This is a genomic window from Streptomyces sp. 3N207, from assembly GCF_052246355.1.
Classification (GTDB): domain Bacteria; phylum Actinomycetota; class Actinomycetes; order Streptomycetales; family Streptomycetaceae; genus Streptomyces.
Genome location: NZ_JBQQBV010000001.1, coordinates 479,251 through 503,809, shown reverse-complemented (window position 1 = coordinate 503,809; position 24,559 = coordinate 479,251). Strand labels below are relative to the sequence as shown.

25 protein-coding genes are annotated in these 24,559 nt (G+C 72.8%); 19 read left to right on the top strand and 6 right to left on the bottom strand.

Annotated features, from left to right (window positions below; genetic code table 11):
• The first annotated feature begins 43 nt into the window (after positions 1–43).
• Positions 44–412, top strand: a complete 369-nt coding sequence (locus ACTWP9_RS02245) for a holo-ACP synthase (RefSeq protein WP_443244215.1) — start codon at positions 44–46, stop codon at positions 410–412.
• A gap of 58 nt (positions 413–470) precedes the next feature.
• On the top strand, positions 471–1,958 hold the full coding sequence (locus ACTWP9_RS02240) for an NAD(P)H-hydrate dehydratase (protein WP_443244214.1): 1,488 nt from the start codon (positions 471–473) through the stop codon (positions 1,956–1,958).
• Positions 1,959–2,047: 89 nt separating this feature from the next.
• Here the strand turns inward: ACTWP9_RS02240 and ACTWP9_RS02235 are convergent, their stop codons facing one another.
• The gene (locus tag ACTWP9_RS02235; RefSeq protein ID WP_443244213.1) at positions 2,048–2,575 is read right to left on the bottom strand and encodes a GNAT family N-acetyltransferase; all 528 of its coding nucleotides are present in this window, start codon (positions 2,573–2,575) and stop codon (positions 2,048–2,050) included.
• Positions 2,576–2,644: 69 nt separating this feature from the next.
• Between ACTWP9_RS02235 and ACTWP9_RS02230 the strand changes: the two genes are divergently transcribed.
• From ACTWP9_RS02230 to ACTWP9_RS02210, 5 genes are all read left to right on the top strand, one after another.
• Entirely contained in the window at positions 2,645–3,202 is a 558-nt protein-coding gene (locus ACTWP9_RS02230; RefSeq protein WP_443244212.1) for a DinB family protein, read from the top strand.
• Positions 3,203–3,260: 58 nt separating this feature from the next.
• Positions 3,261–4,445 carry an alanine racemase gene (gene alr / locus ACTWP9_RS02225; protein ID WP_443244211.1) on the top strand — a complete coding sequence of 395 codons (1,185 nt, stop codon included), beginning with the start codon at positions 3,261–3,263 and terminating at the stop codon, positions 4,443–4,445.
• 53 nt (positions 4,446–4,498) lie between these two features.
• Positions 4,499–6,067, top strand: coding sequence for an alpha/beta fold hydrolase (locus tag ACTWP9_RS02220; RefSeq protein ID WP_443244210.1), 1,569 nt, complete (start codon positions 4,499–4,501; stop codon positions 6,065–6,067).
• Positions 5,997–6,608, top strand: a complete 612-nt coding sequence (tsaE, locus tag ACTWP9_RS02215) for a tRNA (adenosine(37)-N6)-threonylcarbamoyltransferase complex ATPase subunit type 1 TsaE (protein ID WP_443244209.1) — start codon at positions 5,997–5,999, stop codon at positions 6,606–6,608. The genes ACTWP9_RS02220 and tsaE overlap by 71 nt, the downstream gene beginning before the upstream one ends.
• Positions 6,609–6,761: 153 nt before the next feature.
• Complete coding sequence (locus tag ACTWP9_RS02210; RefSeq protein WP_443244208.1) at positions 6,762–6,965, top strand: hypothetical protein; 204 nt, start codon at positions 6,762–6,764, stop codon at positions 6,963–6,965.
• Positions 6,966–7,153: 188 nt separating this feature from the next.
• On the opposite strand, the gene ACTWP9_RS02205 is transcribed toward ACTWP9_RS02210, so the two are convergent.
• Positions 7,154–7,729, bottom strand: a complete 576-nt coding sequence (locus ACTWP9_RS02205; protein ID WP_443244207.1) for a L,D-transpeptidase — start codon at positions 7,727–7,729, stop codon at positions 7,154–7,156.
• Between the two features lie 192 nt (positions 7,730–7,921).
• Between ACTWP9_RS02205 and ACTWP9_RS02200 the strand changes: the two genes are divergently transcribed.
• The 7 genes from ACTWP9_RS02200 to ACTWP9_RS02170 all read left to right on the top strand — a co-directional run bounded on the left by ACTWP9_RS02200 (position 7,922) and on the right by ACTWP9_RS02170 (position 15,652).
• On the top strand, positions 7,922–9,316 hold the full coding sequence (locus ACTWP9_RS02200; protein ID WP_443244206.1) for an LmeA family phospholipid-binding protein: 1,395 nt from the start codon (positions 7,922–7,924) through the stop codon (positions 9,314–9,316).
• 102 nt (positions 9,317–9,418) lie between these two features.
• Positions 9,419–10,093, top strand: a complete 675-nt coding sequence (gene tsaB / locus ACTWP9_RS02195; RefSeq protein WP_443244205.1) for a tRNA (adenosine(37)-N6)-threonylcarbamoyltransferase complex dimerization subunit type 1 TsaB — start codon at positions 9,419–9,421, stop codon at positions 10,091–10,093.
• 68 nt (positions 10,094–10,161) lie between these two features.
• Positions 10,162–10,686: a ribosomal protein S18-alanine N-acetyltransferase gene (gene rimI / locus ACTWP9_RS02190; protein WP_443244381.1), complete on the top strand. Its 525-nt coding sequence runs from the start codon at positions 10,162–10,164 to the stop codon at positions 10,684–10,686.
• Positions 10,679–11,821, top strand: coding sequence for a tRNA (adenosine(37)-N6)-threonylcarbamoyltransferase complex transferase subunit TsaD (gene tsaD, locus ACTWP9_RS02185; RefSeq protein ID WP_443244204.1), 1,143 nt, complete (start codon positions 10,679–10,681; stop codon positions 11,819–11,821). Before rimI ends, tsaD begins: the two co-directional genes overlap by 8 nt.
• Complete coding sequence (locus tag ACTWP9_RS02180; protein ID WP_443244203.1) at positions 11,821–12,081, top strand: hypothetical protein; 261 nt, start codon at positions 11,821–11,823, stop codon at positions 12,079–12,081. Before tsaD ends, ACTWP9_RS02180 begins: the two co-directional genes overlap by 1 nt.
• 81 nt (positions 12,082–12,162) lie before the next feature.
• Positions 12,163–14,310, top strand: a complete 2,148-nt coding sequence (locus ACTWP9_RS02175) for a hypothetical protein (RefSeq protein ID WP_443244202.1) — start codon at positions 12,163–12,165, stop codon at positions 14,308–14,310.
• Positions 14,300–15,652: a hypothetical protein gene (locus tag ACTWP9_RS02170; protein WP_443244201.1), complete on the top strand. Its 1,353-nt coding sequence runs from the start codon at positions 14,300–14,302 to the stop codon at positions 15,650–15,652. The genes ACTWP9_RS02175 and ACTWP9_RS02170 overlap by 11 nt, the downstream gene beginning before the upstream one ends.
• Before the next feature lie 118 nt (positions 15,653–15,770).
• On the opposite strand, the gene ACTWP9_RS02165 is transcribed toward ACTWP9_RS02170, so the two are convergent.
• Complete coding sequence (locus tag ACTWP9_RS02165; RefSeq protein ID WP_443244200.1) at positions 15,771–16,952, bottom strand: class I SAM-dependent methyltransferase; 1,182 nt, start codon at positions 16,950–16,952, stop codon at positions 15,771–15,773.
• 378 nt (positions 16,953–17,330) lie between these two features.
• Here ACTWP9_RS02165 and groES point away from each other — a divergent pair, with 378 nt between their 5' ends.
• Together groES and groL are read left to right on the top strand one after the other, a co-directional pair.
• A complete protein-coding gene (gene groES / locus ACTWP9_RS02160; RefSeq protein WP_443244199.1) occupies positions 17,331–17,639 on the top strand; it encodes a co-chaperone GroES in 309 nt (102 codons plus the stop codon).
• 181 nt (positions 17,640–17,820) lie between these two features.
• Entirely contained in the window at positions 17,821–19,449 is a 1,629-nt protein-coding gene (groL, locus tag ACTWP9_RS02155) for a chaperonin GroEL (protein WP_443244198.1), read from the top strand.
• A 153-nt stretch (positions 19,450–19,602) separates the two neighbouring features.
• Here groL and ACTWP9_RS02150 read toward each other — a convergent pair whose 3' ends face one another.
• Positions 19,603–20,376, bottom strand: coding sequence for an SDR family NAD(P)-dependent oxidoreductase (locus ACTWP9_RS02150; protein WP_443244197.1), 774 nt, complete (start codon positions 20,374–20,376; stop codon positions 19,603–19,605).
• A gap of 94 nt (positions 20,377–20,470) precedes the next feature.
• Complete coding sequence (locus ACTWP9_RS02145; protein ID WP_443244196.1) at positions 20,471–21,139, bottom strand: MOSC domain-containing protein; 669 nt, start codon at positions 21,137–21,139, stop codon at positions 20,471–20,473.
• A 92-nt stretch (positions 21,140–21,231) separates the two neighbouring features.
• Here ACTWP9_RS02145 and ACTWP9_RS02140 point away from each other — a divergent pair, with 92 nt between their 5' ends.
• The gene (locus ACTWP9_RS02140) at positions 21,232–22,119 is read left to right on the top strand and encodes a LysR family transcriptional regulator (protein ID WP_443244195.1); all 888 of its coding nucleotides are present in this window, start codon (positions 21,232–21,234) and stop codon (positions 22,117–22,119) included.
• A 25-nt stretch (positions 22,120–22,144) separates the two neighbouring features.
• Here the strand turns inward: ACTWP9_RS02140 and ACTWP9_RS02135 are convergent, their stop codons facing one another.
• Positions 22,145–22,513 (bottom strand): WhiB family transcriptional regulator, encoded by a 369-nt coding sequence (locus tag ACTWP9_RS02135; protein ID WP_443244194.1) that lies wholly within the window; start codon positions 22,511–22,513, stop codon positions 22,145–22,147.
• Positions 22,514–22,881: 368 nt separating this feature from the next.
• Between ACTWP9_RS02135 and ACTWP9_RS02130 the strand changes: the two genes are divergently transcribed.
• Both ACTWP9_RS02130 and ACTWP9_RS02125 read left to right on the top strand, forming a co-directional pair.
• On the top strand, positions 22,882–23,493 hold the full coding sequence (locus ACTWP9_RS02130) for a response regulator transcription factor (RefSeq protein WP_003948568.1): 612 nt from the start codon (positions 22,882–22,884) through the stop codon (positions 23,491–23,493).
• A gap of 352 nt (positions 23,494–23,845) precedes the next feature.
• Positions 23,846–24,460 (top strand): sigma-70 family RNA polymerase sigma factor, encoded by a 615-nt coding sequence (locus tag ACTWP9_RS02125; protein ID WP_443244193.1) that lies wholly within the window; start codon positions 23,846–23,848, stop codon positions 24,458–24,460.
• Positions 24,461–24,559: the final 99 nt, after the last annotated feature.

Sequence of the window (24,559 nt, the reverse complement as noted above, 5' to 3'; positions counted from 1 at the left end):
CGGCGACGAGACGGCGGACGAGGTGTGCGGAAGTGAGACAGCCATGATCATCGGGGTGGGGATCGACGTCGCGGAGATCGACCGCTTCGCCACCTCCCTGGCGCGTACGCCCAGCATGGCGGACCGGCTCTTCGTCGACCGGGAGCTGTGGCTGCCCAGCGGGGAGCGGCGCGGGATCGCCTCGCTCGCGGCCCGGTTCGCCGCGAAGGAGGCGCTGGCCAAGGCGTTGGGCGCGCCCAGTGGGCTGCGCTGGACCGACGCCGAGGTGTGCACGGCCGACTCGGGCCAGCCGTATCTGCGCGTACGCGGCACGGTGGCCGAGCGCGCCGCCGAACTGGGCGTACGCGGCTGGCATGTGTCCCTCTCGCACGATGCGGGGGTGGCCTCGGCCGTCGTCGTCGCGGAGAGCTGATCCGCCACGGCCCCGGCCCCGGGGCGCGGCCGGGTGAGGCGGACGCCACACTGGGGGCATGAGGACTGGTTACGGCGTGGAGACCGTGCGTGCCGCCGAGCAGGCGCTGATGGCACGGCTGCCCGAGGGCGCGCTGATGCGGCAGGCCGCGGCCGGGCTGGCGGCGGCGTGCGGACGGCTGCTGGGCCGGACGTACGGGGTGCGGGTGGTGCTCCTCGTCGGCAGCGGCGACAACGGTGGGGACGCGCTGTACGCGGGCGCCCGGCTGGCGCGGCGCGGCGCCGGGGTGACCGCCGTGCTGCTGGCGCCCGAACGTGTGCACGAGGGCGGGCTGGCCGCGCTGCGGGCTGCCGGGGGACGGGTGCGGGTGGCGCCGGGCGCCGTGGTGGAGGGCGTCGCGGAGCCGGTCGGCGATGTTATCGCGGGCGCCGACCTTGTGGTGGACGGCATCGTCGGGATCGGCGGCAAGGGCGGACTGCGGCCTGCGGCAGTGGAGTTGGCCGATCTGGTACGGGAGGCCGGGGTGCCGGTCGTCGCCGTCGATCTGCCCAGCGGGGTGGACGCCGACACGGGCGAGGTCCCGGGCCCGGCGCTGGCGGCACAGGCGACGGTCACCTTCGGCGCGTACAAGCCGGGGCTGCTGATCGACCCGGCGAGGGAGTGCGCGGGTGCCGTCCGGCTGGTCGACATCGGTCTCGGCCCGTATCTGCCCGGGACCCCTGAGGTGGAGGCCCTCCAGCACGCCGACGTGGCCCGGCTGCTGCCCAGGCCGCAGGCGGAGAGCGACAAGTACCGGCGCGGTGTCGTCGGTGTCGTCGCAGGCTCCGGGCGCTATCCGGGGGCCGCGGTGCTGGCCGTCTCCGGCGCGCTGCGCAGCGGCGCGGGCGCCGTGCGCTATGTGGGGCCCGGCGCTGAGGCGGTCGTCGGCCGTTACCCGGAGACGCTCGTCTCCGAGGGCCCGCCCGGTCATGCCGGCCGGGTCCAGGCGTGGGCCGTCGGTCCGGGCCTGGGCGACGAACCGGCGGCGCGGCATGCCGTCGACGAGGTGCTGGACTCCGACGTACCGGTGCTCGTGGACGCGGACGGGCTGCGGCTGATGGACATGGACGCCGTACGCACCCGGACCGCGCCCACCCTGCTGACCCCGCACGCCGGTGAGGCCGCGGCGCTGCTCGGGGTGGCACGCGAGGAGGTGGAGTCCGGGCGGCTGGTGGCGGTACGGCGGCTGACGGAGCAGACCGGGGCCACCGTGCTGCTCAAGGGCTCCACGACACTGGTCGCCGAGCCGCCACGGGCCGGCTCCCCGCCTTCCCCCGTACGGGTGAACGCCACCGGGACCGGATGGCTGGCGACGGCGGGCAGCGGCGACGTACTGACCGGGCTGGCGGGCGGGTTGCTGGCGGCGGGCCTGTCCGCGCGCGACGCGGCCTCGGCCGCCGCCTATCTGCACGGTTTCGCCGGCCGCCTCGCCACCGACCCGCCCGCCGCAACGGACGTCGCTGCGGCGCTGGCCACGGCATGGCAGGACGTGCTCCGGGGCACCTGAGCACTCCGGGGGCGTGCTCCAGCCGGGTCCGGCGGCGCGGGCGGAACTCATCGCCGGGCGCTGCCCGGAAGCCGGAGGACCCCGGTGGCCTACTCGCTCACGGGTTTCCGCTCCTGGAGGGGGGCGAGCACCGGGCGCAGCGGCTTGCCGAACCAGTGATCGGCGTAGGGCGAGTCGTTGAACGGTGCGATCTCCTCGTACCCGTGCCGTGCGTACAGCCGCCTGGCCTCCACCAGATCGCGCCGGGTGTCCAGCCGCACGGACCTCGCGCCCATGTCGAGCGCGGCGCACTCGGCGGTGCGGATCAGCAGTCCGCCGAGGCCGCCTTTGCGGGCGTGCGGGGCCACCCAGACGCGGCGTATCTCGGCGGTCGTCTCCGCCACCATGAGGACGGCGGTGCAGCCGGCGACGGCGCCGTCGGCGTGGGCGCGGGCCAGCAGGAACGCACCCTTGGGCGGGACGAGTCCGTCATCCGGCTCCGCGACCAGCGCGGCATCGATCTCCTGCTCGGTCGCGGGGCGCTCGTAGTAGCGGCCGACGATCTCGTCCAGATAGGCGCGGATGGTGGCGACGGAGTCCGGGGCGGTCACAGGCTCGGGTTTGATGGTCCAGGTCACAGCGCCATTGTGCGAGTGCGGGCAACCGGTTTTCGGGGCGCTGTCAGTGGCCGGTGTCACACTCCTCGCATGGCTGACGAACACGCTGTGGACGGCGCACCGGTCGCCTTCGCCGCGCAATGGGCGGACGACACTCGGGAGCCGCTGCCCCTGGTGGGGGACGAGCGCGAACTGCTGACCCGCTATATCGACTGGTACCGCGAGACGCTGCTGCTCAAGTGCACAGGTGTGCCGCCCGAAGCGCTCTCGGAGCGTACGGTCCCGCCGTCCGGTATGAGCCTGCACGGGCTGCTGCGGCATTTGGCGGGGGTGGAGCGCTGGTGGTTCCGCATCCAGTTCGCGGGGGAGGAACTGCCGCTGCTGTACTACTCGGACGACGATCCCGACCAGGACTTCGACGCACTGGACGGTGACCCCGCCGAGGCGCTGACCGTATGGCGCGCCGAGTGCGAGCGCTCCCGCGAGATCGTGGCTGCCGCGGAGCTGGACGCGACGGGGACGCACGCCCGCACCGGCCGCCCCTTCTCGCTGCGCCGGGCGCTGATCCACATGATCGCGGAGTACGCCCAGCACTGCGGTCACGCCGATCTGATGCGCGAGCGGATAGACGGGGCGACGGGCCACTGAGAGCGCGAGGGACCACTTGAGGGGCCGCATCGGATCCGGCACCTGCGACACTGAACCGGTGAACGACGTGTACCAGCACCCTGGCGGCGACATCCAGGCCGAAGACTTCGGCAGGGCCCAGGCAAAGATCGATCTCGGCGCTCTGCGGGACAACGTACGGACGCTGCGCGGGTATGCGCCGCGGGCCGAGCTGATGGCCGTCGTCAAGTCGGACGGATACGGACACGGGGCCGTGCCGTGCGCCCGCGCGGCGCGGCAGGCGGGGGCCGGCTGGCTGGGCACCGCCACCCCCGAGGAGGCGATCGCGCTGCGGGACGCCGGGGACCGGGGCCGCCTTCTGTGCTGGCTGTGGACGCCGGGCGGCCCGTGGCGGGAGGCGATCGAGCGGGACATCGATGTCTCGGCGAGCGGCAACTGGGCGCTGGACGAGATCGTGACGGCAGCGCGCGCCGCCGGGCGCCCCGCGCGCGTGCATCTGAAGGCCGACACCGGGCTGGGCCGCAACGGCTGCCAGCCCGCCGACTGGTCGCAGCTGGTGGCCGCCGCGCGCGCCGCGGAGGCGGAGGGCGCGCTGAAGGTCACCGGCATCTGGTCGCACTTCGCCTGCGCCGACGAACCGGGCCACCCGGCCAATGCCGCGCAGCTCGACGCCTTCCGGGAGGCCGTCGCCGTCGCCGAGCGCGCCGGGCTCGACCCCGAGGTGCGGCACCAGGCGAACTCGCCGGCGACGCTCACTCTGCCCGAGTCCCACTTCGACCTCGTACGACCCGGCGTCTCCGTCTACGGCCTCTCCCCGTCCCCCGAGGTCGGCACGGCGGACAGCCTCGGACTGCGCCCGGCGATGACGCTCAGTGCCTCGCTCGCGCTGGTCAAGCGGGTGCCCGGCGGCCATGGAGTCAGCTACGGGCACGCCTACACCACTCCCGGGGAGACGACCCTCGGGCTGGTGCCGGTCGGTTACGGCGACGGCCTTCCCCGGCATGCGTCCGGCGCCGGTCCGGTGCTGGTGGCGGGCAAGTGGCGGACGGTGGCCGGCCGGGTGGCCATGGACCAGTTCGTCGTCGACCTCGGCGGCGACCACGCGGCGGCGGGCGACCGTGTCGTCCTCTTCGGCCCCGGAGACCTGGGCGAACCCACTGCCGAGGACTGGGCCCGCGCGGCAGGCACCATCTCCTACGAGATCGTCACCCGGATCAGCGCCCGGGTGCCCCGGGTATACGCCAATGAGCAGGCCGACCGGTAGCCGCGACCGGTAGGTGGTACGGGACCGGGCGAACGGGACGGACGGGGGCGGTCATGAGCGACGACAGCAAGGTCCAGAGGCACACGCAACGCGCACAACCCGCACAGCAGTCACCACCCGCACAGCAGGCACCGCAGTCGGCGCAACGCGCGCAGCAGGCGCTGCAGGCCGTCGGCGCCGTGCAGACCGCCCGCAGCGCCTGGCGTACGGCAGCAGCAGCCGCCGAGGGCGCTGCGGATCTGTCCTCCCGATCCCCGCAGTCCTCGCGGGCTGCCGGTGGTGCGGACTGGACGCGCCGGGCGGGCGTCGCGGGTGCGGCCCTCGGCGTCGTCGCGGCCGGTGTCGCCCTCGAACGGCTCACGGTCCACCGCGCCGTACGCCGTAAGGCCCGGCTGGCGCTGGATGCCGCGGGTCCCTACGGCACGCTGCGCGGCACCCCCGGCCGGGCCCTCGCTGAGGACGGCACGGAGCTGTACTACGAGATCGACGAACCCGCCGACTTCCCGCTGCCACCCGCATCGGCCGACGCCGCGGCGGCAGTCACCGGCTCCGGCGACGGCCTGGGCGGTCCCGAGGTGAGCCCCGTACCCCTCACCGAACCGTTGTCCGAGGCGGGCGACGGCACGGACGGCGACGGCGCGGAAGCCGGGGGCCCCGGCCCGATGGCCGGGTACTGGGCGCGGCTGCTGGGGCTGCTGCGCGGGCGGAGCCGGAGCGCCGCGGCGCCGCTCACCGTGGTGTTCTCGCACGGCTACTGCCTCAGCCAGGACGTGTGGCACTTCCAGCGGGCCGCGCTGCGCGGTGCGGTGCGGTGCGTGTACTGGGATCAGCGCAGCCACGGCCGCTCGGCGCGGGCGCCCGCCGGGGAGCCGGTCTCCATCGATCTGCTGGGCCGCGATCTGAAGGCCGTGCTCGACGCCGCAGCACCCGAGGGCCCTGTGGTGCTGGTGGGGCATTCGATGGGCGGCATGACGGTGATGGCGCTGGCCGAGCAGTTTCCGGAGTACGTGGCCGAGCGCGTCGCGGGCGTGGCGCTCCTCGGCACCAGCGCGGGCGGCCTCGCAGAGGTGACCTACGGCCTTCCTGCCGCCGGGGTGCGGGCCGTGCGGCGGGTGGTGCCCGGGGTGCTGCGGGCGCTGGCCGGGCAGTCAGAACTGGTCGAGCGTGGGCGCCGGGCGACCGCCGATCTGTTCGCGGGGGTGGTGAAGCGGTACTCCTTCGGCAGCCCGCGCGAGGTGGACCCGGGGGTGGCGCGGTTCGCGGAGCGCCTGATCGAGTCGGTGCCGGTAGACGTCGTCGCGGAGTTCTATCCGGCTTTCGCGGAGCACGAGAAGACCACCGCGCTGGCCGCCTTCGACGGGCGGTCCGTGCTGGTGCTGGCCGGCGACCGCGATCTGATGACGCCGAGCGAGCACAGCGAGCAGATCGCGGCGGCGCTTCCGGACGCCGCGTTCGTGATTCTGGAGGCGACCGGTCACCTGGCCATGCTGGAGCGTCCCGAGCCGGTCAACGAGCACTTGGCCCGGTTGCTGGCGCGTACCATCCGGACGCATGGAAGCACCGCACCACCAGCATCCTGTCCCGCCTCCACAGGCTCCGTCCGACGGCCCTTCCGGCGGTGACGGCGGCCTCCCGGTCGATCCCGCAGGCAGCACCGGTTCCGGCACCCGGCACGAGGTCACCGTCACCGTGCGCACAGCCGAGGCGATGCGCGAGCTCGGCGTACGGCTCGCCCGGCTGCTGCGGGCCGGGGACCTTGTCCTGCTGACGGGTGAACTCGGCGCCGGGAAGACGACGTTGGCGCGCGGCCTGGGCGAGGGGCTGGGCGTGCGCGGCGCCGTGACCTCGCCCACCTTCGTCATCGCCCGTGTCCATCCCTCGCTGACGGACGGCCCGCCGCTCGTCCATGTGGACGCCTACCGGCTCGGCGGCGGCCTGGAGGAGATGGAGGACCTCGACCTGGACGTCTCGTTGCCCGAGTCGGTGGTCGTCGTGGAGTGGGGCGAGGGCAAGGTGGAGGAGCTGACGGAGGAGAGGCTGCACGTCGTCATCTCCCGCGCGTTGGGGGAGAGCTCGCAGGAGGGTGCCGACGATTCGCGGACCGTCACCTTTGTGGGCGTGGGGGAGCGCTGGGCGGAGGAGGACCTGGCGGCTCTGGCGTAGGCAGGCACGGCGCGGGGTGCCGTTCGCTGCTCCGCTGTTCCGACATGGTGTCGGCAAGATGTTGCGCGTTCTGTGCGGGCCATGGTCCCATGGGAGGTGAGAGCGCGGTTAGGTATGCCTAAGTGCCGCCGTGCCGACGCCCCTGGAGGAGCCATGACCGCACAGAAGCCGGAGCGAGCGCCGCATACGCGGCCGCGTGTGCCCGCGCGGGACGAGGCGGCGTCCGCGGATGGAAGCACCGACCGTGCTCCGCACGGCACCACCCCGCCCATGAGTGAGCTGCTCGCGTCCTGCGCGGCCGCGGCCGCCGTGTCCAGACCTCCGTCCGACGCGGAGGAGTCCGACTCCGAGCGTTAGCTTGCGTACCCCGCGTGGGCGCTGCGCTTGCCAGCCCTGCTCCCCCAAGCTCTTCGAGCAGGGGGTACCCCCAGGCGCAGACCTCCCAAGCACAGCAGGGGAGGTGCGCCCCGAAGGGGCGCGGGGAACTGCGCGACCAGCCACAACGCACCCGCAGCCTGCGGACCGCGAGCAGGGGCACCCCGTGCCTAGCGGAGCACCACCACGCGGGTGCCGATGGGCGCGTGGAGCCAGAGCGCTTCGCCGTCCTCGCGCTTCTCGCGGATGCCGCCGGTCTTGCGGGCGGTGTCCGGAGTCGGCGTCGAGCCGTGCAGTGCCGCGCTGAAACCGATCGTGACGCCGTCGACGCTGGCGAACCGTACGACGTTCTCGACCGGGACCCCGTCCGAGCCCGTCACATGGGAGGCGCGCGAGGTGACCTTGTAGGTGCCCGGTGGCGGGCTGACGGTGCTGGGGGAGACCCCGTAGGTCCTGGTGACCTTGCCGTTCTTGCCGACCAGCCACACCCGCTGCTGCTTGAGCGCGTAGACGACCCGGTGGCCCTGTCCGCTGGCGGCGGGCAGCGCGGTGTCCTTCCGCGCGGGCGCGCGGCCCTTCCCGTCGGAGGCGCCGGGCGAGGGCTTGGCCGTGTTGGCGTCGGACGGCTTTCCGGCCCGCTCCTGGGCGGCCGACGCCTGGTACGCGAAGAAACCGATCACGGCGAGGGCCACTGCCGTCAGCCCGGCCACGATCACTCCGGCGCTGCCGCTGCTGCTGCGTGCCACCGTGCGCTGCCACCTCTCGTGCCTGCGTGCCTGACCGGTGATTGACGGTAGCAGCAGGCGTACCGCGTACGGCTCGATACGCCCGGTCGGCCCGGAGTACCCCCAGGCCAGGGGAGTAGCCGGGGCGGGTGGCCGGGGGGCGGCTGAGGGGAGAACTTGGAGTAACAGCCGTGCCTGTGTTCGCATAAGGCGATGACCCCCCACGGTTCCTCGACAAACTCCACAACCTCCATACCGAAAATCCCCGAACCTCAGGCCCATCAGGTTCCCGAGGGCTACGGGGGCCACCCGGGTCATCAGGGCGACGCTCACCGTCCGGCCAACCCGTACGACGAGCTGGCCGCGCTGGCCCCGCCGGCCGACACAGCGCCCATGGGCGGGCCCACCCCGAACCCGTACGAGGCGCTGGCGGACGGCGGGGACGGCACGCACGGGGACTCCGACGACCCGTACGAGGGCGGACTGCGCGGTTTCGGCCTGCGCTCCGACTACGACGAGCCCGCGTACGAGGACCGGATGCCGTATCTGCGTGCCGTCCGCCGGCGCCGCCGCTCCCGCTTCTCGCGCACCGTCAAGCTGGGCATCGCCTGCTGCGCGCTGCTGGCCTTTCTCGGGATCGGTGACCGCTGGGCCGCGCTCTACGCCGAGGGCAAGGCGGCCGAGAAGGTGCAGGACTCGCTGCATCTGCACGCCCGCCCGGAGGTGCACATCAACGGCTTCCCCTTCCTCACCCAGGTCGCGCGGGGCCGACTGGACCAGGTGGAAGTGGCAATCCCCGATGTACCCGCGGGCCGGGTGTCGGTCGCACAGGTCAGCGGAACCGTCAACGATGTGAAGATCATCGGCGATGCGCCGTCCTCCGTGCGGGGCGCGGTGCTCGGCCGGATGAAGGGCGATGTCCTGCTCGACTTCGACGACCTGGACCGCGAGCTGGGCACCTCCCATGTGAAGTTCACCCCGGCCGGCAAGCGCACCGTACTGGCCGCGGGGGAGCTGCCCGTCGCGGGTTCCGAGGTCAAGGTGCATGCCCGCGCCCGCGTGGAACGGACCGGCGACCACGGCGTGGGCACCACGGTGGACGAGATGCGGCTGGTCGTCCCCAAGATGTTCAGCTTCACGCCCGGCACCGGCAAGCAGGCGGGCCTGCGGCTGTCCCGCCCACTTGCCGAGCGCATCCAGCACGACCGGGAGAAGGCGCGGGCGCTGTTCGGAGTGCGCTCGATCGCCAAGCGGTTCGGTATGACGCCGGAACGTGCCCGGCAGGTGCGGCACAGCGACCGGCAGCTGCACCGGGTGACGGGTTCGCCGCGGTTCACGGACAAGGTGATGCGGCTCAACCTGCTCGACGTCGTCGTCCAGCACCCGCAGCTGCTGAAGAAGATGGGGATCGACCCGGCGCTGATCGAGGCCCTCAAGAAGATCGAGGAGCCGAAGCTCGCCGACAAGCTCGCCCTCCACCTCAAGCTGCCCAAGCTGCCCGGCGATGTCCGGCTGCGCGGCGTTTCCGTCGCCAAGGAGGGCATCCGCGCGGAGCTGACCGGCGTCAACGTGCCGTTCGGCAAGGCAGCCACGAACGAGGGCAAGTAGCGGCCGTACAGCTCACCGGGCAGCGGCGCGTGCAGCCACACGAAAGGGGCAGCGGGCCCGCACGGGTGAGGGTGTGCCGCGTGGGCGCCGTAGGCTGGTCGGGTGTTGATGCTCGCGCTGGATACCGCCACACCCGCTGTCGCCGTCGCGCTCCACGACGCCGAGGGCGACCGCACGCTCGCCACCGCCCACAAGGTCGACGCCCGCCGCCACGGCGAACTGCTGCTGCCCTGTGTCGATGCGGTGCTCAGTGCGGCGGGCCGGAAACTCGCCGAGGTCACGGACGTGGTCGTCGGCGTCGGCCCCGGGCCCTACACCGGGCTGCGGGTCGGCCTGGCGACGGCCGAGGCGTTCGCCGCGGCGCTGGGCCAGCGGGTGCACGGGGTGTGCACGCTGGACGGCATCGCGTACGCCTCCGGGCTGACGGAGCCGTTCGTCGTCGCGACGGACGCGCGCCGCAAGGAGGTCTACTGGGCGCGGTACGCCGATGCGCGTACCCGGGTGACCGACCCGGCCGTGGCCAGGGCCGCCGACATCGAGGCCGCCGACCAGCAGATCGGCGAGCTGCCGGCCGTCGGCGCGGGAGCGGTGCTGTACGAGTCCGTCTTCCGCGGCGTACGACGCGATCTGCCGACCGACCAGTCGGCATCGGCACTCGCCCGGCTCGCGGCCGAACGGCTGGCGCGCGGCGAGGAGCTGCTGCCGCCCCGCCCGCTGTATCTGCGGCGGCCGGACGCGCAGGTGCCCGCGGGCTACAAGGTGGTCACGCCGAGGTGAGCGCGGCAGAGCCGGCCGGGGACGCGTACGACCCGGTCAGCAGACCGACGGGGGTCACGCTGCGCGAGATGCGCTGGTGGGACATCGAGCCGGTGCTCGCCCTCGAACAGCAGCTCTTCCCCGAGGACGCCTGGTCGGCGGGGATGTTCTGGTCGGAGTTGGCGCACGCCCGCGGACCGGACGCTACCCGCCGCTATCTGGTCGCCGAAGAGCCGGACGGCTCCCTCGTCGGGTACGGCGGACTGGCGGCGATCGGCGGCACCGGCGACATCCAGACCATCGGCGTCCTGCCCACCCACCGGGGCACCGGGCTCGGCTCCCGGCTGCTGCGCGCGCTGCTGCGGGCAGCGACCGACTTCGAGTGCGCGGAGGTGCTGCTGGAGGTGCGGGTGGACAACGCACCGGCGCAGCGCCTCTACGAGCGCTTCGGCTTCGAGCCCATCGGCATACGGCGCGGCTACTACCAGCCCGCGAACGTCGACGCGCTGGTGATGCGGCTGGCCGACCCGGCGGCGTACGCCGCCGACACCCCCGGGGACACCCCCGCGAACACCCTTCCGAACACGCACCAAGGATCGAAGAGCCATGGCTGACGAACCGCTCGTTCTCGGCATCGAGACCTCCTGCGACGAGACCGGCGTCGGGATCGTGCGCGGGCACACGCTGCTGGCCGACGCCGTCGCCTCCAGCGTGGACACCCACGCACGGTTCGGCGGCGTCGTGCCGGAGATCGCCAGCCGGGCGCATCTGGAGGCGATGGTCCCGACGATCGAGCGCGCGCTGAAAGAGGCCGGGATCGCCGCCACCGACCTCGACGGCATCGCCGTCACCGCGGGCCCGGGGCTCGCCGGGGCGCTGCTCGTCGGCGTCTCGGCGGCGAAGGCGTACGCGTACGCGCTGGGCAAGCCGCTCTACGGCGTCAACCACCTCGCCTCGCACATCTGCGTCGACCAGCTCGAACACGGGGCGCTGCCCGAGCCGACGATGGCGCTCCTGGTCTCCGGCGGTCACTCCTCGCTGCTGCTGGCGCCCGACATCACCTCCGACGTACGGCCGCTGGGCTCAACCATCGACGACGCGGCGGGCGAGGCGTTCGACAAGGTCGCGCGCGTGCTCAACCTGGGCTTCCCCGGCGGACCGGTCATCGACAAGTACGCCAGGGAGGGCGACCCGGACGCCATCGCCTTCCCGCGCGGCCTGACCGGTCCGCGTGACGCGCCGTACGACTTCTCCTTCTCCGGCCTCAAGACCGCCGTGGCCCGCTGGATCGAGGCGAAGCGGAACGCGGGCGAGGAGGTGCCCGTCGCCCATGTCGCCGCCTCCTTCCAGGAAGCCGTCACCGATGTGCTCACCCGCAAGGCCGTCCGGGCCTGCCGCGACGAGGGCGTCGACCACCTGATGATCGGCGGCGGAGTCGCCGCCAACTCGCGGCTGCGTGCCATGGCCGAGGAGCGCTGCACCGCCGCGGGCATCACCCTGCGGGTGCCCCGCCCCAAGCTGTGCACCGACAACGGCGCGATGGTGGCGGCGCTCGGCGCCGAGATGGTCGCCCGCAACCGCACCACCTCCGCCTGGGACCTGCCCGCCGACTCCTCGCTCCCGGTGACGGAGCCGCATGTACCGGACCCGTCGGCGGTCGCGGTCGCGCCCGGCGACTCCCACTCGCATGACCACGCCCACTCCCACGACCACGTCCACGAGCTGAGCAGGAAGAACCTCTACAGCTGATGCCGACCGTCGCCCTCATGTGGGAGGCCAAGGCCACCCCGGGCCGCGCCCCCGACCTCCTCGCCTGGGCCCGCGCCCAGACCTTGCCCCCCTCCGGCGTCCCCTGCGAGCGCCGCGAACACTTCACCGCACCGGGCGACCGGGTACTGGTCATCACCTGGTGGCCGGGCGGTTACGACGCCGACGTGCCCGAACTCCCCGACCCGCCCGAGGAGTTGACGGCCCGGCCGGTGCACAGGTGGCGGTTCGAGCGGGTGTAACGAGTGAGCTGGGTATGTTCACGGTGAGTTACGCGGCAGGATGGGCGGGGTCGGGAAGGTTGGCTGTCGCTGGGGGCCGGTATGCGCAGGAGGGTTGCGGGAGGCGCGCGGTGGTGGGCGCGGGCCGGGGCGGTGCTGCTCGTCGGCGTGCTGGGGCTCGGCGGAGCTGCGGGGTCCGCTGCGGCGGCCGAGGACACACCGGCGACGCCCGCCGCGTATCTGGCGGAGCAGCTGCGTAGGAGTCCCGTCTATCTTTCCGACCAGCTTCCGCGCACCAACCCCCTCTCCGCCCGGCCCGCCGTCGTCAAGGAGGCGAAACGGACTGGCGTGCCGACCTATGTGCTGGTGCTGCCCGGGACCGGAACCGTGGACGGGGACGGGCTGCTGGCGGCGGTGCACGACCGGCTCGGGAAGGACGGGCTGTACCTGCTGTTCGGCGGGGACGGCGGGAGCCCGGAGGTGGGGACGTTCGGCGTGGACGTCCCGGCCCGGGACGCCGCCATGGCGACCACCTTCGAACTGCCCTACGACGCGGGCACGCTGGTCACCTTCCGGCACTTCGTGGACGTGCTGCGATCCGGCGATGCGGCCCAGCGCGCCGAGAAGGGGGCGGACGCCAGCCGGGCCGGCGAGGAGCCGGACAACCTGTACACCAGCAGCACCGACCGCGAGAACCAGGGCTTCCTCACCGGCATCCTGCTGACCGGAGTGCCGGTGCTCATCGTCGCCGTCGGCTGGTACGTGCGCCGGTGGCGGGGCGGGAAGGGGCCGGGGCTCCGGCTGCTGGTGCCCGTCGCCGCCGGGGTGGCGCTCACCATCGGCGTCGGTGCGCCGCTCGTCTTCGACGACACCCGCTCGGACGGCGATCCGGTGCCCACCGCCGCCGATATGAAGGCCAGGACCGTCCGGGTCGCCCACGGGCTGCGCTCCGAGCCGGTCTACGCCGACCCGCTCGCGGCGGGGCTGCTGAGCCGTGCCGAGCTGGCCCGGCTGCGGAAGCACGCGGAGCGGCTGGACGTGCCGGTGCACGTTGTGGTCGTCCCCCTCGATACGACGGACGAGTCGGGCGGCGACGGCGAACTCCTCGCCAAGCGGCTGCACAGCCGGCTGGGATCCGGAGGCGACGGCATCTACGTGGTCGCGGACGCCGCCGAGGACGGCGAGCTGGAGGTCGTCAACTACGGCGCCAAGGTGGACAGCGCAAAGCTGTACGACGCGACGGAAGACCTGCGCTTCGGCGAGGACAGGGCGGGCAAGGACGACGAAGGGCTGTATCCCCGGCTGGACGAAGCCCTGCGGATCATCGACCGGGCGCCCTCCGGCCCGCGCAGCGGCCCCTATCTGGACCCGCTCGCCGCCGAGGACCCGGTGGCGGAGGACAAGTTGCCCTCCCTCTACTCCGGGGACTTCGGACCCGGAGCGCTGCTGGGCGCTGTGGGCGCACTGGCAGCGCTCGGGGTGACGGCGGCCGGGCTGGGTGCCGCGCGGCGCGCAGGTCTCGGCGCTCCGCAGGCCACCGCCCGCGGGTCCGCCGCCCGCCGGTCCGCCGCCTCCTCGGACGACACGGCTCCGCAGGCCCCCGCCCGTCCCTCGGCCGGCTGGCTGCGCAGGACGGCACGGCGCGAACTGGACGAGCTGAACGACGAGTTCGAGCGGCTGTCCACCGAGCTGCCGGACGCCGTACGCACCCGTGCCTGGGACTGCCTGGACGCCGCGACCCTGCTCCTCGACCAGGAGGGCGACAACCGGGTGGACGCCGACGCCGACGCGCCCACGCTCGCGGCCGGGCTCGCGCTGATCCGTACCGGCCGCGCGGTGCTCGCCGACCGGGCCACAGCCACCGCAGCGCAGCTCCGGCTGTGCACCCTCAACCCGCTGCACGGGCCCTGGGCCGCCTCCAGAAAGCTGACGCTTCCCGGCGAAGGCGGTGGGGCGAGGTCCCGACCGGTGTGCGCCGAGTGCCGTGCCGCGCTCGACGGACACGGGGAGGCGTCGTCCGCGTTCTCCGGCTCACGGACGGCCCGGTCCGCGCGGACGGCCCGGACAGCGGGTGTCGTCGCCGAGCGGCTGCTGTGTCTGCGCGCCCCCGGCGCCGGCCGCTCCGCGCCGTACGAGCCTTACCACCGGGTCCCGGGCCCACTCGATGCCACGCAGGGCACCGGCCGGGGCCAGGGTCCGACCGCCGAACAGATCGTCCGCCGAGTACGGGAGCAGCTAGGTGTCCACTGAACCGAGCGCCGCACCCGGCGCCCCCTCTGCCCGCCCCGCCCGGCTCCGCGCAGCCGTACTCGCGGCACTGCTCGGTGCGGTGCTGCTGGTGCTCGGTACGGCAGGTCCGGCCGGTGCCGCCGAGGACAGGCCCGGCGAGCGGATCGCCGACGGGCTCCGCAAGTCACCGGTCTACGTCGACCCGTCGTACCGGCAGGCGTTCCCGGCCGACCAACAGCGCCGGCTGGCGAAGAAGATCAAGGCGTCGGGCATCCCGGTCCGGGTCATCGTGGTCCCGTTCATCTCCGGGGACGCCTGGGGCGGCGAGCCGGAGAAGATGGTCGACGTCGTACGCGACCGGCTCGGGGAGAGCCTGCACAAGGAAGCCGTCTATATGACCCTCAGCAGTACAGAGGGCTTCCTGAACGGCTACGAGTTCCCGCGCGACGGTAAGCACCAGGCGTCCTCGGGCGTGTCGGCCGTCGGCTACCAGGAGGACATGGCGGACAAGAGCCTCTACGCCAAGTTCTCCCGCGCGCTGGAGATCGTGAAGTCGGGCGACGGAAACAAGCAGTACGAGGAGGCCATCAAGGACTCAAAGGGCAGCGACCGCCCGTCGGCGGACGAGGACGGCGAGGACGGCGAGGGCGGCCCCTCCCCGCTGCTGCTCGCGGCGCTGATCGTCCCGGCGCTGGCCGTACTCGTCGTCGCCGTGCTGACCATACGGGCCCGCCGCTCGCGCACCTCCGTCCGGGTGCCGTTCACCTCACCGCGTTCCGTCTTCGCGACGGCGCGCAAGGCGGGCGTACGCGATCTGCGCAAGCGCGCCCAGCGCGAACTCCTCGCGTACAACGAGGAACTGCTCGCCCACGAGCCCGGCGACTCCGCCGCCGACGGTGACGAGGCCGCCGACACCGACCTGCTCCAGCTCTCCCTCGACGCCTACTCCGCCGCCGGCACGGTGCTGGACAACGCGCGGGACATACCCGACCTCGCGGGCGTTCTCGCGCTCCTCCACGAGGGCCGGGAGGCGCTGCGGCGCTCCGAGTCCGCCGACGGCGCCGCCGCAGCGCTGCCGCTGTGCTTCTTCCACCCGCTGCACGGGCCCGCTGCGGAGCGCGTCCGCTGGCGCCCGCTGGGCCGCCGCGAGTCGCTGGACGTCGCGGCCTGCGGGGACTGTGCCGCCGCTGTGGCAGCGCGTCGCGCACCGGAAGTCCTCACCCAGGCCCACGAGGACCGCCGGATCCCGTACTTCGAGGTCCCGCCCGAGCACAGCCTGTGGGCCGCCACCGGCTACGGCTCCCTCACCGAGGACACCCTGACCGAACGCGTCCTCCGCGGGGACTTCACCCGTACCCGGTAGGGCCCCCGTTGGTCCGGTGCGGGGCTGCTCCTGACCGACGCTCGCGGGCTGCGGGTTGCGTCGTGGCTTGTCGCGCAGTTCCCCGCGCCCCTGCGGGGCGCGTCCCTCCATGCCGGTGTCACCGCAGCGGGTGGCCCAGCAGCATGCTCGGGGCACCGGCGACGCGGGTCAGGAAGACGGTGCAGGAGCCGGCGGCCGACTTCGGGTCCAGCTTCAGCTTCCGGCGCAGCTCTTCCGGTTCGACCGCGGAGCCACGCTTCTTGACGGTGACGACACCGACGCCGCGTTCCCGCAGAAGCGCCCGGAGCTTCTTGACGTTGAACGGCAGTACGTCGGTGAGCTCGTACCCGGACGCGTACGGCGTCGGGTGCTCCGCGTCCGTCGTCACGTACGCGATCGTGGCGTCGATCAGCCGCCCCGCCACCTGCTCCGCCAGCTCGGCGACCAGGTGGGCGCGGATGACCGCACCGTCCGGCTCGTAGAGGTACCGGCCCACCGGCCCCACCTCCGGGTCGGGCAGCCCGCGTCCGGCCAGCGTGTCACCGGCGGGCAGCAGCGTCGCCCGCACCCCACCCGGCTTCCGCGCGCCGAACCACAGCACCGCTTCCTTGACGTCCCCGCCGTACGAGACCCACTCGGCCTCCGCCTCCGGCGGCACCGCCTCGTGCGGGATACCTGGCGCCACCTTCAACGCGGCCAGCGGCGCCGCGCGGGCCGTCTCCACGGCCCAGCTGAGCGGCGGGGAGTACGCCTCGGGATCGAAGACGCGACCGCGGCCCGTGCGGCGCGCCGGGTCGGCGAAGAGCGCGTCGTAGCCGTCGGTGGCCACCTCGGTGACATCGGCGCAGCGCACCTCCACGAGGTCCGCCAGCCTCAGCGCCTCGGCGTTGGCACGGGCCACCGCACACGTCAGCGGCGAGCGGTCCACCGCCAGTACGCGGATGCCCTCCCGGGCGAGGGCGAGCGCGTCGGCGCCGATGCCGCAGCACAGGTCCACCGCGGAACGGACGCCGAGCTCCCGCATCCGCCGGGCCCGGTGCGCCGCCACAGGGGCGCGGGTGGCCTGTTCGAGACCGTCCGGGGTGAAGTAGAGGGCGTGCGCCTGGTCCTGGCCGAACTTCGCCTCCGCGCGGCTGCGCAGCCGGCCCTGCGCCAGCGCCGCCGAGACGAGCGCGGGCTCGTACCGCTGCCGCAGCCGCGTGGCCACGGCCAGCTCCCGCGCGGGCTCGACGCCCCGCACCTGACGCAGCAGCTCCTGCCCCTCCTCGGAGAGCAACTCCGCGAACACCTCACGATCCACCCGGCCATTGTCCCGTGCCGCGGTGCCGTGCCGGCGCCCGGGCCGGGGTGGTAGGGCCGGGGCGCGCCCCGTAAGGGGCGCGGGGAACTGCGCGAGCGACCACAACGGCGCCGCACCCGGCAGACGGCCTCGGTCCCACGGCGAGTCTCCCCGGAAAGCGGGAGAGGGGGTGCCCCCTCAGGTCGGCGCGAGCCGGTGCGGCTAGCACTCCGCTTGACCGAGTGCTAAGCCAGGCATAATCTCGACCTTGGCACTCTCCCCGTGGGAGTGCCAGCAGTACGCGACGGGCAGATCCGGCACCCGCGACGACGGATCTACCAGGTCGCCACCCCAGACATAAGACCCCGTTTTGAGATCTCCGAAGGGGGAGGTCGGATCGTGACGACCGCCAGCTCCAAGGTTGCCATCAAGCCGCTCGAGGACCGCATTGTGGTCCAGCCGCTCGAAGCCGAAGAGACCACGGCCTCGGGCCTGGTCATTCCGGACACTGCCAAGGAGAAGCCCCAGGAGGGCGCTGTCCTGGCCGTCGGCCCGGGCCGCTTCGAGAACGGCGACCGCCTGCCGCTCGACGTAAAGGTCGGCGACGTCGTGCTGTACAGCAAGTACGGCGGCACCGAGGTGAAGTACAACGGCGACGAGTACCTCGTTCTCTCGGCCCGCGACGTTCTCGCGATCGTCGAGAAGTAATACGGCGAGAAGTACTACTGACTACGGACGCAGCCGCTCTCCGCAGCAGCAGCGTGCAGTCGAAACGCGCCCTGGTGCCCGCTCCTCGTGCGAGGTAGCAGGGACCAGGGCGCGGCTCGTACGGGCCGAAACGTGCGCGTACGAGACGTGCGAGAACGTGTGAGAGGACACAACAGCTTCCATGGCGAAGATCCTGAAGTTCGACGAGGACGCCCGTCGCGCCCTTGAGCGCGGCGTCAACAGCCTCGCCGACACCGTGAAGGTGACCATCGGTCCCAAGGGCCGCAATGTCGTCATCGACAAGAAGTTCGGCGCCCCCACCATCACCAACGACGGTGTCACGATCGCCCGTGAGGTCGAGGTCGAGGACCCGTACGAGAACCTGGGCGCCCAGCTCCTCAAGGAGGTGGCGACCAAGACCAACGACATCGCGGGTGACGGCACCACCACCGCCACGGTGCTGGCCCAGGCGCTGGTCCGCGAGGGCCTGCGCAACGTGGCCGCCGGTGCCTCCCCGGCCGCCCTGAAGAAGGGCATCGACGCCGCGGTCGGCGCGGTCTCGGACGAGCTGGTCAAGACGGCCCGCCCGATCGACTCCAAGGAGGACATCGCCTCCGTCGCCGCCCTCTCCGCGCAGGACAAGCAGGTCGGCGAGCTGATCGCCGAGGCGATGGACAAGGTCGGCAAGGACGGCGTCATCACCGTCGAGGAGTCCCAGACCTTCGGTCTGGAGCTGGACTTCACCGAGGGTATGGCCTTCGACAAGGGCTACCTCTCGCCGTACTTCGTCACCGACCAGGAGCGTATGGAGGCCGTCCTCGACGACCCGTACATCCTGATCCACCAGGGCAAGATCAGCTCCATCCAGGACCTGCTGCCGCTGCTGGAGAAGATCATGCAGGCGGGCGGCTCCAGGCCGCTGCTGATCATCGCCGAGGACGTGGAGGGCGAGGCCCTCTCCACCCTCGTCGTCAACAAGATCCGCGGCACCTTCAACGCCGTCGCCGTCAAGGCGCCCGGCTTCGGTGACCGCCGCAAGGCCATGCTCGGCGACATGGCGACGCTGACCGGCGCCACCGTCATCGCCGAGGAGGTCGGCCTCAAGCTCGACCAGGCCGGCCTCGACGTGCTGGGCTCGGCCCGCCGCATCACCGTCACCAAGGACGACACCACGATCGTCGACGGCGCCGGCAAGGCCGAGGACGTGCAGGGCCGCGTCGCCCAGATCAAGGCCGAGATCGAGACGACCGACTCCGACTGGGATCGCGAGAAGCTCCAGGAGCGCCTCGCCAAGCTGGCCGGCGGCGTGTGCGTCATCCGCGTCGGCGCCGCCACCGAGGTGGAGCTGAAGGAGAAGAAGCACCGCCTGGAGGACGCGATCTCCGCGACCCGTGCGGCGGTCGAGGAGGGCATCGTCTCCGGCGGCGGCTCCGCGCTCGTGCACGCGGCCAAGGTACTGGACGGCAGCCTCGGCAAGGAGGGCGACGAGGCGACCGGTGTCGCCACCGTCCGCCGCGCCGCGGTCGAGCCGCTGCGCTGGATCGCCGAGAACGCGGGCCTGGAGGGCTACGTCATCACGGCCAAGGTCGCGGAGATGGAGGCCGGCCAGGGCTTCAACGCCGCCACCAGCGAGTACGGCGACCTGATCAAGGCCGGTGTCATCGACCCGGTGAAGGTGACCCGCTCCGCGCTGGAGAACGCCGCCTCGATCGCCTCGCTGCTGCTGACGACCGAGACGCTGGTCGTCGAGAAGCCGGCGGAGGAGGAAGAGGCCGCGGGCCACGGCCACGGCCACGGTCACGCCCACTGACGGGCACCTGAACGACGCGCGGCTCCCCGCGCCCGAGGGGGGCGCCCCGAAGGGGCGCGGGGAACTGCGCGCTCAGCCGCAAAGAACCGGCGCCCGGCAGCCACGAACAACCGGCACCCGGCAACGCACAGCCGGACGAGCGGCGGCCCGAGGCTACTTGGGCCCGTACTTGCGCCCCGTCGTCGACGACGCCCGCGCCAACACCCCGCGCGGAAGCAGCCGGGACGCCCCCAGCAACGCCTTGTAACGCGGATCCGGCACGGACAGCACGCGCCCTCGCGCCAGGTCCCGCAGGGCCGTCTCGACCACCTGATCGGCATCCAGCCACATCCACTTGGGGATATCCTTGGAGTCCATCCCGGCCCGCTCATGGAACTCCGTACGGACGAATCCCGGGCACAGCGCCAGCAGCCGCACGCCCTGACCGGCGAGGTCCTTGGCCGCGCCCTGGGTGAACTGGGTGACCCACGCCTTGGAGGCGCCGTACGTCCCCCGCGGGAAGAACGCGGCGACGGAGGCGACGTTGATGACGCCGCCGCGCCCCCGTTCGCACATGGACTCTGCGGCGGCGGACGTCAGCCGCAGCACCGCTTCGCAGTGCACCTTGAGCATCTTCAGCTCGTCGGCGACGGGCACTTCGAGATAGCGGCCCTTGTTGCCGAACCCCGCGTTGTTGACCAGCAGATCGACGGAGTGCTCGCGGTCCCGGAGCCGGTCCTCGACAGCGGTGATGCCCTTCTCCGTCGCCAGGTCGGCGGTGATGACGTCGGCCTCCACGCCGTGCCGGTCGTGCAGTTCGGTCGCCTCGCGCCAGAGCCGGTCCGTGTTCCGCGCGGCGAGCACGAGATGGTAGCCGCGGCTCGCGAGCCGCCGGGCGAAGGCGGCGCCGATACCGGCGGTGGCTCCCGTAATGAGTGCAGTCGTCATACGGCCACGCTATCGGCACGCACTCCGGCCCCGGCCGCCGCGCAACCGCCGCGGCCCACCCTGGGTGTGGCGACGCGTCAGACAGCGCGCCCCGTCAGCTCTGCGTCCGCCGCAGCGCCTTCTCCCGCGCCTCCGGATCCAGCGCCTCGCCGGCCGCCAGGATGCGCGGCAGCAGTTCGGGCTCCAGGGTCAGGGAGCGGAACACGAAGCTGACCGACACCTCGTGGTCGGGGCGGTGGACGATGGTGACGGGGTCGCCCGCGCGCACCTCGCCGGGCTCGATGACCCGTAGATAGGCGCCGGGCATCCGCCGGTTCATGAACTGCTTGATCCAGCCCTGTTCGCCCAGCCAGCCCGCGAACGTACGGCAGGGGATCCGCATGGAGCAGACCTCCAGCAGCGGCCCGGTGCCGGGTGTGCCGAACTGCCAGCGTTCGCCGATGCGGGCGTCGTCGACGGGGAGGTCGCGGGTGGTGAGGTTCTCGCCGAAGACGCCGTTGGGCAGCTTCCGGCCCAGCTCGCGCTCCCAGAAGTCGAGCTCTTCGCGGGTGAAGGCGTAGACGGCCTGTTCCTCGCCGCCGTGGTGGCGCAGGTCGCCGATGGTGTCGCCGGCCAGACCGCTGCCGCCGGTGCCGCGCGGGCCGGGCGCTGTGACGGTGACGGCGCCCTCGACGGGCTGTTTGTCGATGCCGGTCAACTGGCCCTCGGCGTCGGTGTGCTCCGAACGGTGGGGCTTGGCGAGGTTCACGGAAAGCAGCTGCATGGCCAGAGGCTATCGGCGTACGTCTCCAAGCCGCGAGCCGGTTTTCCCGGCGTCCCTCCAAGGAAGCCTTATGCTCGCCTATGCTCGGGCCCATGATCGAGGCCCGTCATCTGCGCGTCCTGCGCGCGGTCGCCAGCACCGGTTCGTTCTCCGCGGCGGCCCGCGAGCTGGGCTGTACCCAGCCTGCCGTCAGCCAGCAGATGAAGGCGCTGGAAGGCGCCGCGGGCACCCCGCTGCTGGTGCGGGCGGGCCGCGAGATGCGGCTGACGGAGGCGGGCGAGGCGCTGGTACGGCACGCGACGGGCATTCTGGCGGGGCTGGCAGCGGCCGAGGAGGAGGTCGCGGCGCTGGCCGGGCTGCGCGCAGGCCGGGTGCGGCTGGTCTCCTTCCCCAGCGGCAGCTCCACGCTGGTGCCGACGGCCGTGGCGGCGATGCGGGCCGATCACCCCGGCACCCGGGTGTCGCTGGTGGAGGCCGAGCCGCCGCGCTCGGTGGAGATGCTGCGGGCGGGGGACTGCGAGATCGCCCTGGCGTTCCGCTACGAGGTGGCGCCCGAGTGGGAGGACCTGGTCGTACGACCGCTGCTGACCGACCGGTTGGTAGGTCTGGTGCCCGAGGGGCATCCGTTCGCGGACGCCGAGGAGGTGGGCATCGGCACCCTCGCCGAGGAGCCGTGGATCGCGGGCTGCCCGCGCTGCCGCAGACATCTCGTCCAGGTCTGCGAGGCGGCGGGGTTCACACCGCGGATCGACTTCGCGACCGACGACTACCCGGCGGTGGTCGGCCTGGTCGGCGCGGGCCTGGGGGTCGCGGTCCTGCCGGAGCTGGCCGTGGAGTCCGTACGCCCACGGGGGACGCGCGCGGTGCGGGTGAGCCCGGCGGTGCAGCGCGAGGTGGTTGCCCTCACCTTGCCCGACTTGGCGCAGGTGCCTGCCGTCGCGGGGATGCTGGACCGGCTGGCGGCGGCAGCACGCCGCTGACCGCTCCGGCCGGGGCCTTGCGGGGCTAAGCCTCGCCGGCCGGCTCGGTGGTGCTCTCGGCGGAAGACGCGGGAGAGGGACCGCCCTCGGCGGAGAGGTGCGTCGTCACCAGTCGGTTGCGCGCCCGTCCCAGCAGCTCCTCGCGCTCGTCCTCGGTGAGCCCGCCCCACACTCCGTAGGGCTCGCGCACCTGGAGGGCGTGCGCCGCGCACTCGGCGCGCACGGGGCAGCGCATACACACCTCCTTCGCGGACGCCTCCCGCGCACTGCGGGCGGCGCCGCGTTCCCCCTCGGGGTGGAAGAACAGCGAGCTGTCCACCCCCCGGCAGGCGGCCAGAAGCTGCCAGTCCCACAGATCCGCGTTGGGGCCAGGAAGGCGGGAGAAGTCTGCCATCGCGTCTCTCCTGAGTGTTGCTGGAGGGTGTGACCTATCACTCGTGCGTAAATATGACTCTTTCGCGAATCCAGCCAGCAATTGCGCAAAACCCGAGAAATGCATCTGAATAGGGCACTTCCGGGCGGAAGGTGCGTCGACTGCTGCAATGCCCGGATGTTGCTGCTCTGTGTACGGACGCTCACGTAGAGTGCTGATGTCGGTAGCCGGAAGCCGTAACTCTTTCGGGTGACCGTCGTTGAGAGAGCGAAAGCGATTGGCTCAGAACCGGCCGGGGCATGCACGTCCGAGGCCGTCAATCGTGCAGGTGACGATTCTCAAGCAGCCTGGAGGCTCAAGGTGATGCGCATCAGCAGCGGAGGGCGGCCATGACATCCGTCCTCGTATGCGACGACTCCCCGCTCGCCCGAGAGGCCCTGCGCCGCGCGGTCGCGACCGTGCCCGGCGTCGAGCGTGTGACGACGGCGGCCAACGGCGAGGAAGTCCTCCGCCGCTGGGGCGCCGACAGGTCCGACCTGATCCTGATGGACGTGAGGATGCCCGGTCTGGGCGGAGTGGAGACCGTACGCCGGCTGCTCTCCGCCGACCCCGGCGCCCGCATCATCATGCTGACCGTGGCCGAGGACCTCGACGGTGTGGCACTGGCGGTCGCGGCCGGTGCACGCGGCTATCTGCACAAGGACGCGTCCCGCGCCGAGCTGCGCGCGACCGTCACCCAGGCGCTGGCCGACCCGACCTGGCGGCTCGCCCCCCGGCGGCTGCGCTCGGCCGAGATGGGTGCCGCGCCGACGCTCACGGCGCGCGAGATCCAGGTACTGGAAGGCATGAGCCACGGCCGCTCCAACGCGGAGATCGGACGTGAGTTGTTTCTCTCCGAGGACACCGTCAAGACGCACGCCAGGCGGCTCTTCAAGAAGCTCGGCGCCTCGGACCGCGCGCACGCGGTGGCGCTCGGTTTCCGCTGGGGCCTCGTCCGCTGACCAGATGCCGGGCGTCGGCCTGGGGACACCTCCCGGCCGATGGCCGGCGGAGAACACCCCGCCGGCCTCGAACGATTCCCGCTCGTCCGCCCGCTCGTCCGCGCCCGGCGCCGGTCGCAGACGGGTGGGACGGCGGCCCTCGCCCGGGTCGGGGTCCCCGCGGATTCCCCCGCGGCAGCCGGGAAATCTCGCGCGTGCCGCATGCTTGTTGTATGGAGTTCCTCGGGGACCGGTCGGTGAGGCGTGAGGGGAGGGCGTGGACATGAGGGCCAGTGCGCCTGCTCATAACGCTTCGGCTCACATCTACGAGCGCGGTGCGGCGAACCGCGCGGCATCGGTGCACCATGGACCGATGCGCGACGAGGAGAACGGGCCGCCGCCGCCCGGGGCCGCGGACGCGGCCGAGGTCGCGAAAGTCAGCAAGCTCGTCCAACGCGCGGTCGAGGGCGACCGCCAGGCCACGCACGATCTGCTCGCCCATGTACACCCACTGGCCCTGCGCTACTGCCGTACCCGGCTGACGCGACTGCCCGGTGACGCGCGTCACTTCGTCGACGACCTCGCCCAAGAGGTCTGCATCGCGGTGCTCTGCGCGCTGCCGCGCTACCGGGACACCGGAAAGCCGTTCGAGGCGTTCGTCGTCGCCATCGCCCAGCACAAGGTCGCCGACCTTCAGCGGGCCGCGATGCGAGGGCCCGGCTCGACCGCCGTGCCCTCGGACGAGATGCCCGAGCGGCCCGACGACTCCCTCGGCCCGGAGGAGCGGGCGCTGTTGTCCAGCGACGCGGAGTGGGCCAAGAAGCTGCTCGCCAATCTGCCCGAACACCAGCGCGAGCTGGTGCTGCTGCGGGTGGCCGTGGGGCTGACGGCCGAGGAGACCGGACAGATGCTGGGAATGTCACCCGGTGCCGTCCGCGTTGCCCAGCATCGGGCGCTCAGCAGACTGCGGGCGCTGGCCGAGCAGTAGTTTTCCGGCGCCGGGTCTGCCCGTGGGGGTTGTCCACAGGCGGTCCGGTCACCCTCTCCGGGCCGATAGCATGGACATCCGGCCGGGGCAAGCAGTGGT

Bases quoted from the DNA above. Each gene is read 5' to 3' on its own strand.
- ACTWP9_RS02245 (WP_443244215.1), top strand. From the start codon at position 44: ATGATCATCGGGGTGGGGATCGACGTCGCGGAGATCGACCGCTTCGCC.
- ACTWP9_RS02240 (WP_443244214.1), top strand. From the start codon at position 471: ATGAGGACTGGTTACGGCGTGGAGACCGTGCGTGCCGCCGAGCAGGCG.
- ACTWP9_RS02230 (WP_443244212.1), top strand. From the start codon at position 2,645: ATGGCTGACGAACACGCTGTGGACGGCGCACCGGTCGCCTTCGCCGCG.
- ACTWP9_RS02220 (WP_443244210.1), top strand. From the start codon at position 4,499: ATGAGCGACGACAGCAAGGTCCAGAGGCACACGCAACGCGCACAACCC.
- tsaE (WP_443244209.1), top strand. From the start codon at position 5,997: ATGGAAGCACCGCACCACCAGCATCCTGTCCCGCCTCCACAGGCTCCG.
- ACTWP9_RS02210 (WP_443244208.1), top strand. From the start codon at position 6,762: ATGACCGCACAGAAGCCGGAGCGAGCGCCGCATACGCGGCCGCGTGTG.
- ACTWP9_RS02200 (WP_443244206.1), top strand. From the start codon at position 7,922: ATGACCCCCCACGGTTCCTCGACAAACTCCACAACCTCCATACCGAAA.
- rimI (WP_443244381.1), top strand. From the start codon at position 10,162: ATGCGCTGGTGGGACATCGAGCCGGTGCTCGCCCTCGAACAGCAGCTC.
- tsaD (WP_443244204.1), top strand. From the start codon at position 10,679: ATGGCTGACGAACCGCTCGTTCTCGGCATCGAGACCTCCTGCGACGAG.
- ACTWP9_RS02180 (WP_443244203.1), top strand. From the start codon at position 11,821: ATGCCGACCGTCGCCCTCATGTGGGAGGCCAAGGCCACCCCGGGCCGC.
- ACTWP9_RS02175 (WP_443244202.1), top strand. From the start codon at position 12,163: ATGCGCAGGAGGGTTGCGGGAGGCGCGCGGTGGTGGGCGCGGGCCGGG.
- groL (WP_443244198.1), top strand. From the start codon at position 17,821: ATGGCGAAGATCCTGAAGTTCGACGAGGACGCCCGTCGCGCCCTTGAG.
- ACTWP9_RS02150 (WP_443244197.1), bottom strand. From the start codon at position 20,376: ATGACGACTGCACTCATTACGGGAGCCACCGCCGGTATCGGCGCCGCC.
- ACTWP9_RS02145 (WP_443244196.1), bottom strand. From the start codon at position 21,139: ATGCAGCTGCTTTCCGTGAACCTCGCCAAGCCCCACCGTTCGGAGCAC.
- ACTWP9_RS02140 (WP_443244195.1), top strand. From the start codon at position 21,232: ATGATCGAGGCCCGTCATCTGCGCGTCCTGCGCGCGGTCGCCAGCACC.
- ACTWP9_RS02135 (WP_443244194.1), bottom strand. From the start codon at position 22,513: ATGGCAGACTTCTCCCGCCTTCCTGGCCCCAACGCGGATCTGTGGGAC.
- ACTWP9_RS02130 (WP_003948568.1), top strand. From the start codon at position 22,882: ATGACATCCGTCCTCGTATGCGACGACTCCCCGCTCGCCCGAGAGGCC.
- ACTWP9_RS02125 (WP_443244193.1), top strand. From the start codon at position 23,846: ATGCGCGACGAGGAGAACGGGCCGCCGCCGCCCGGGGCCGCGGACGCG.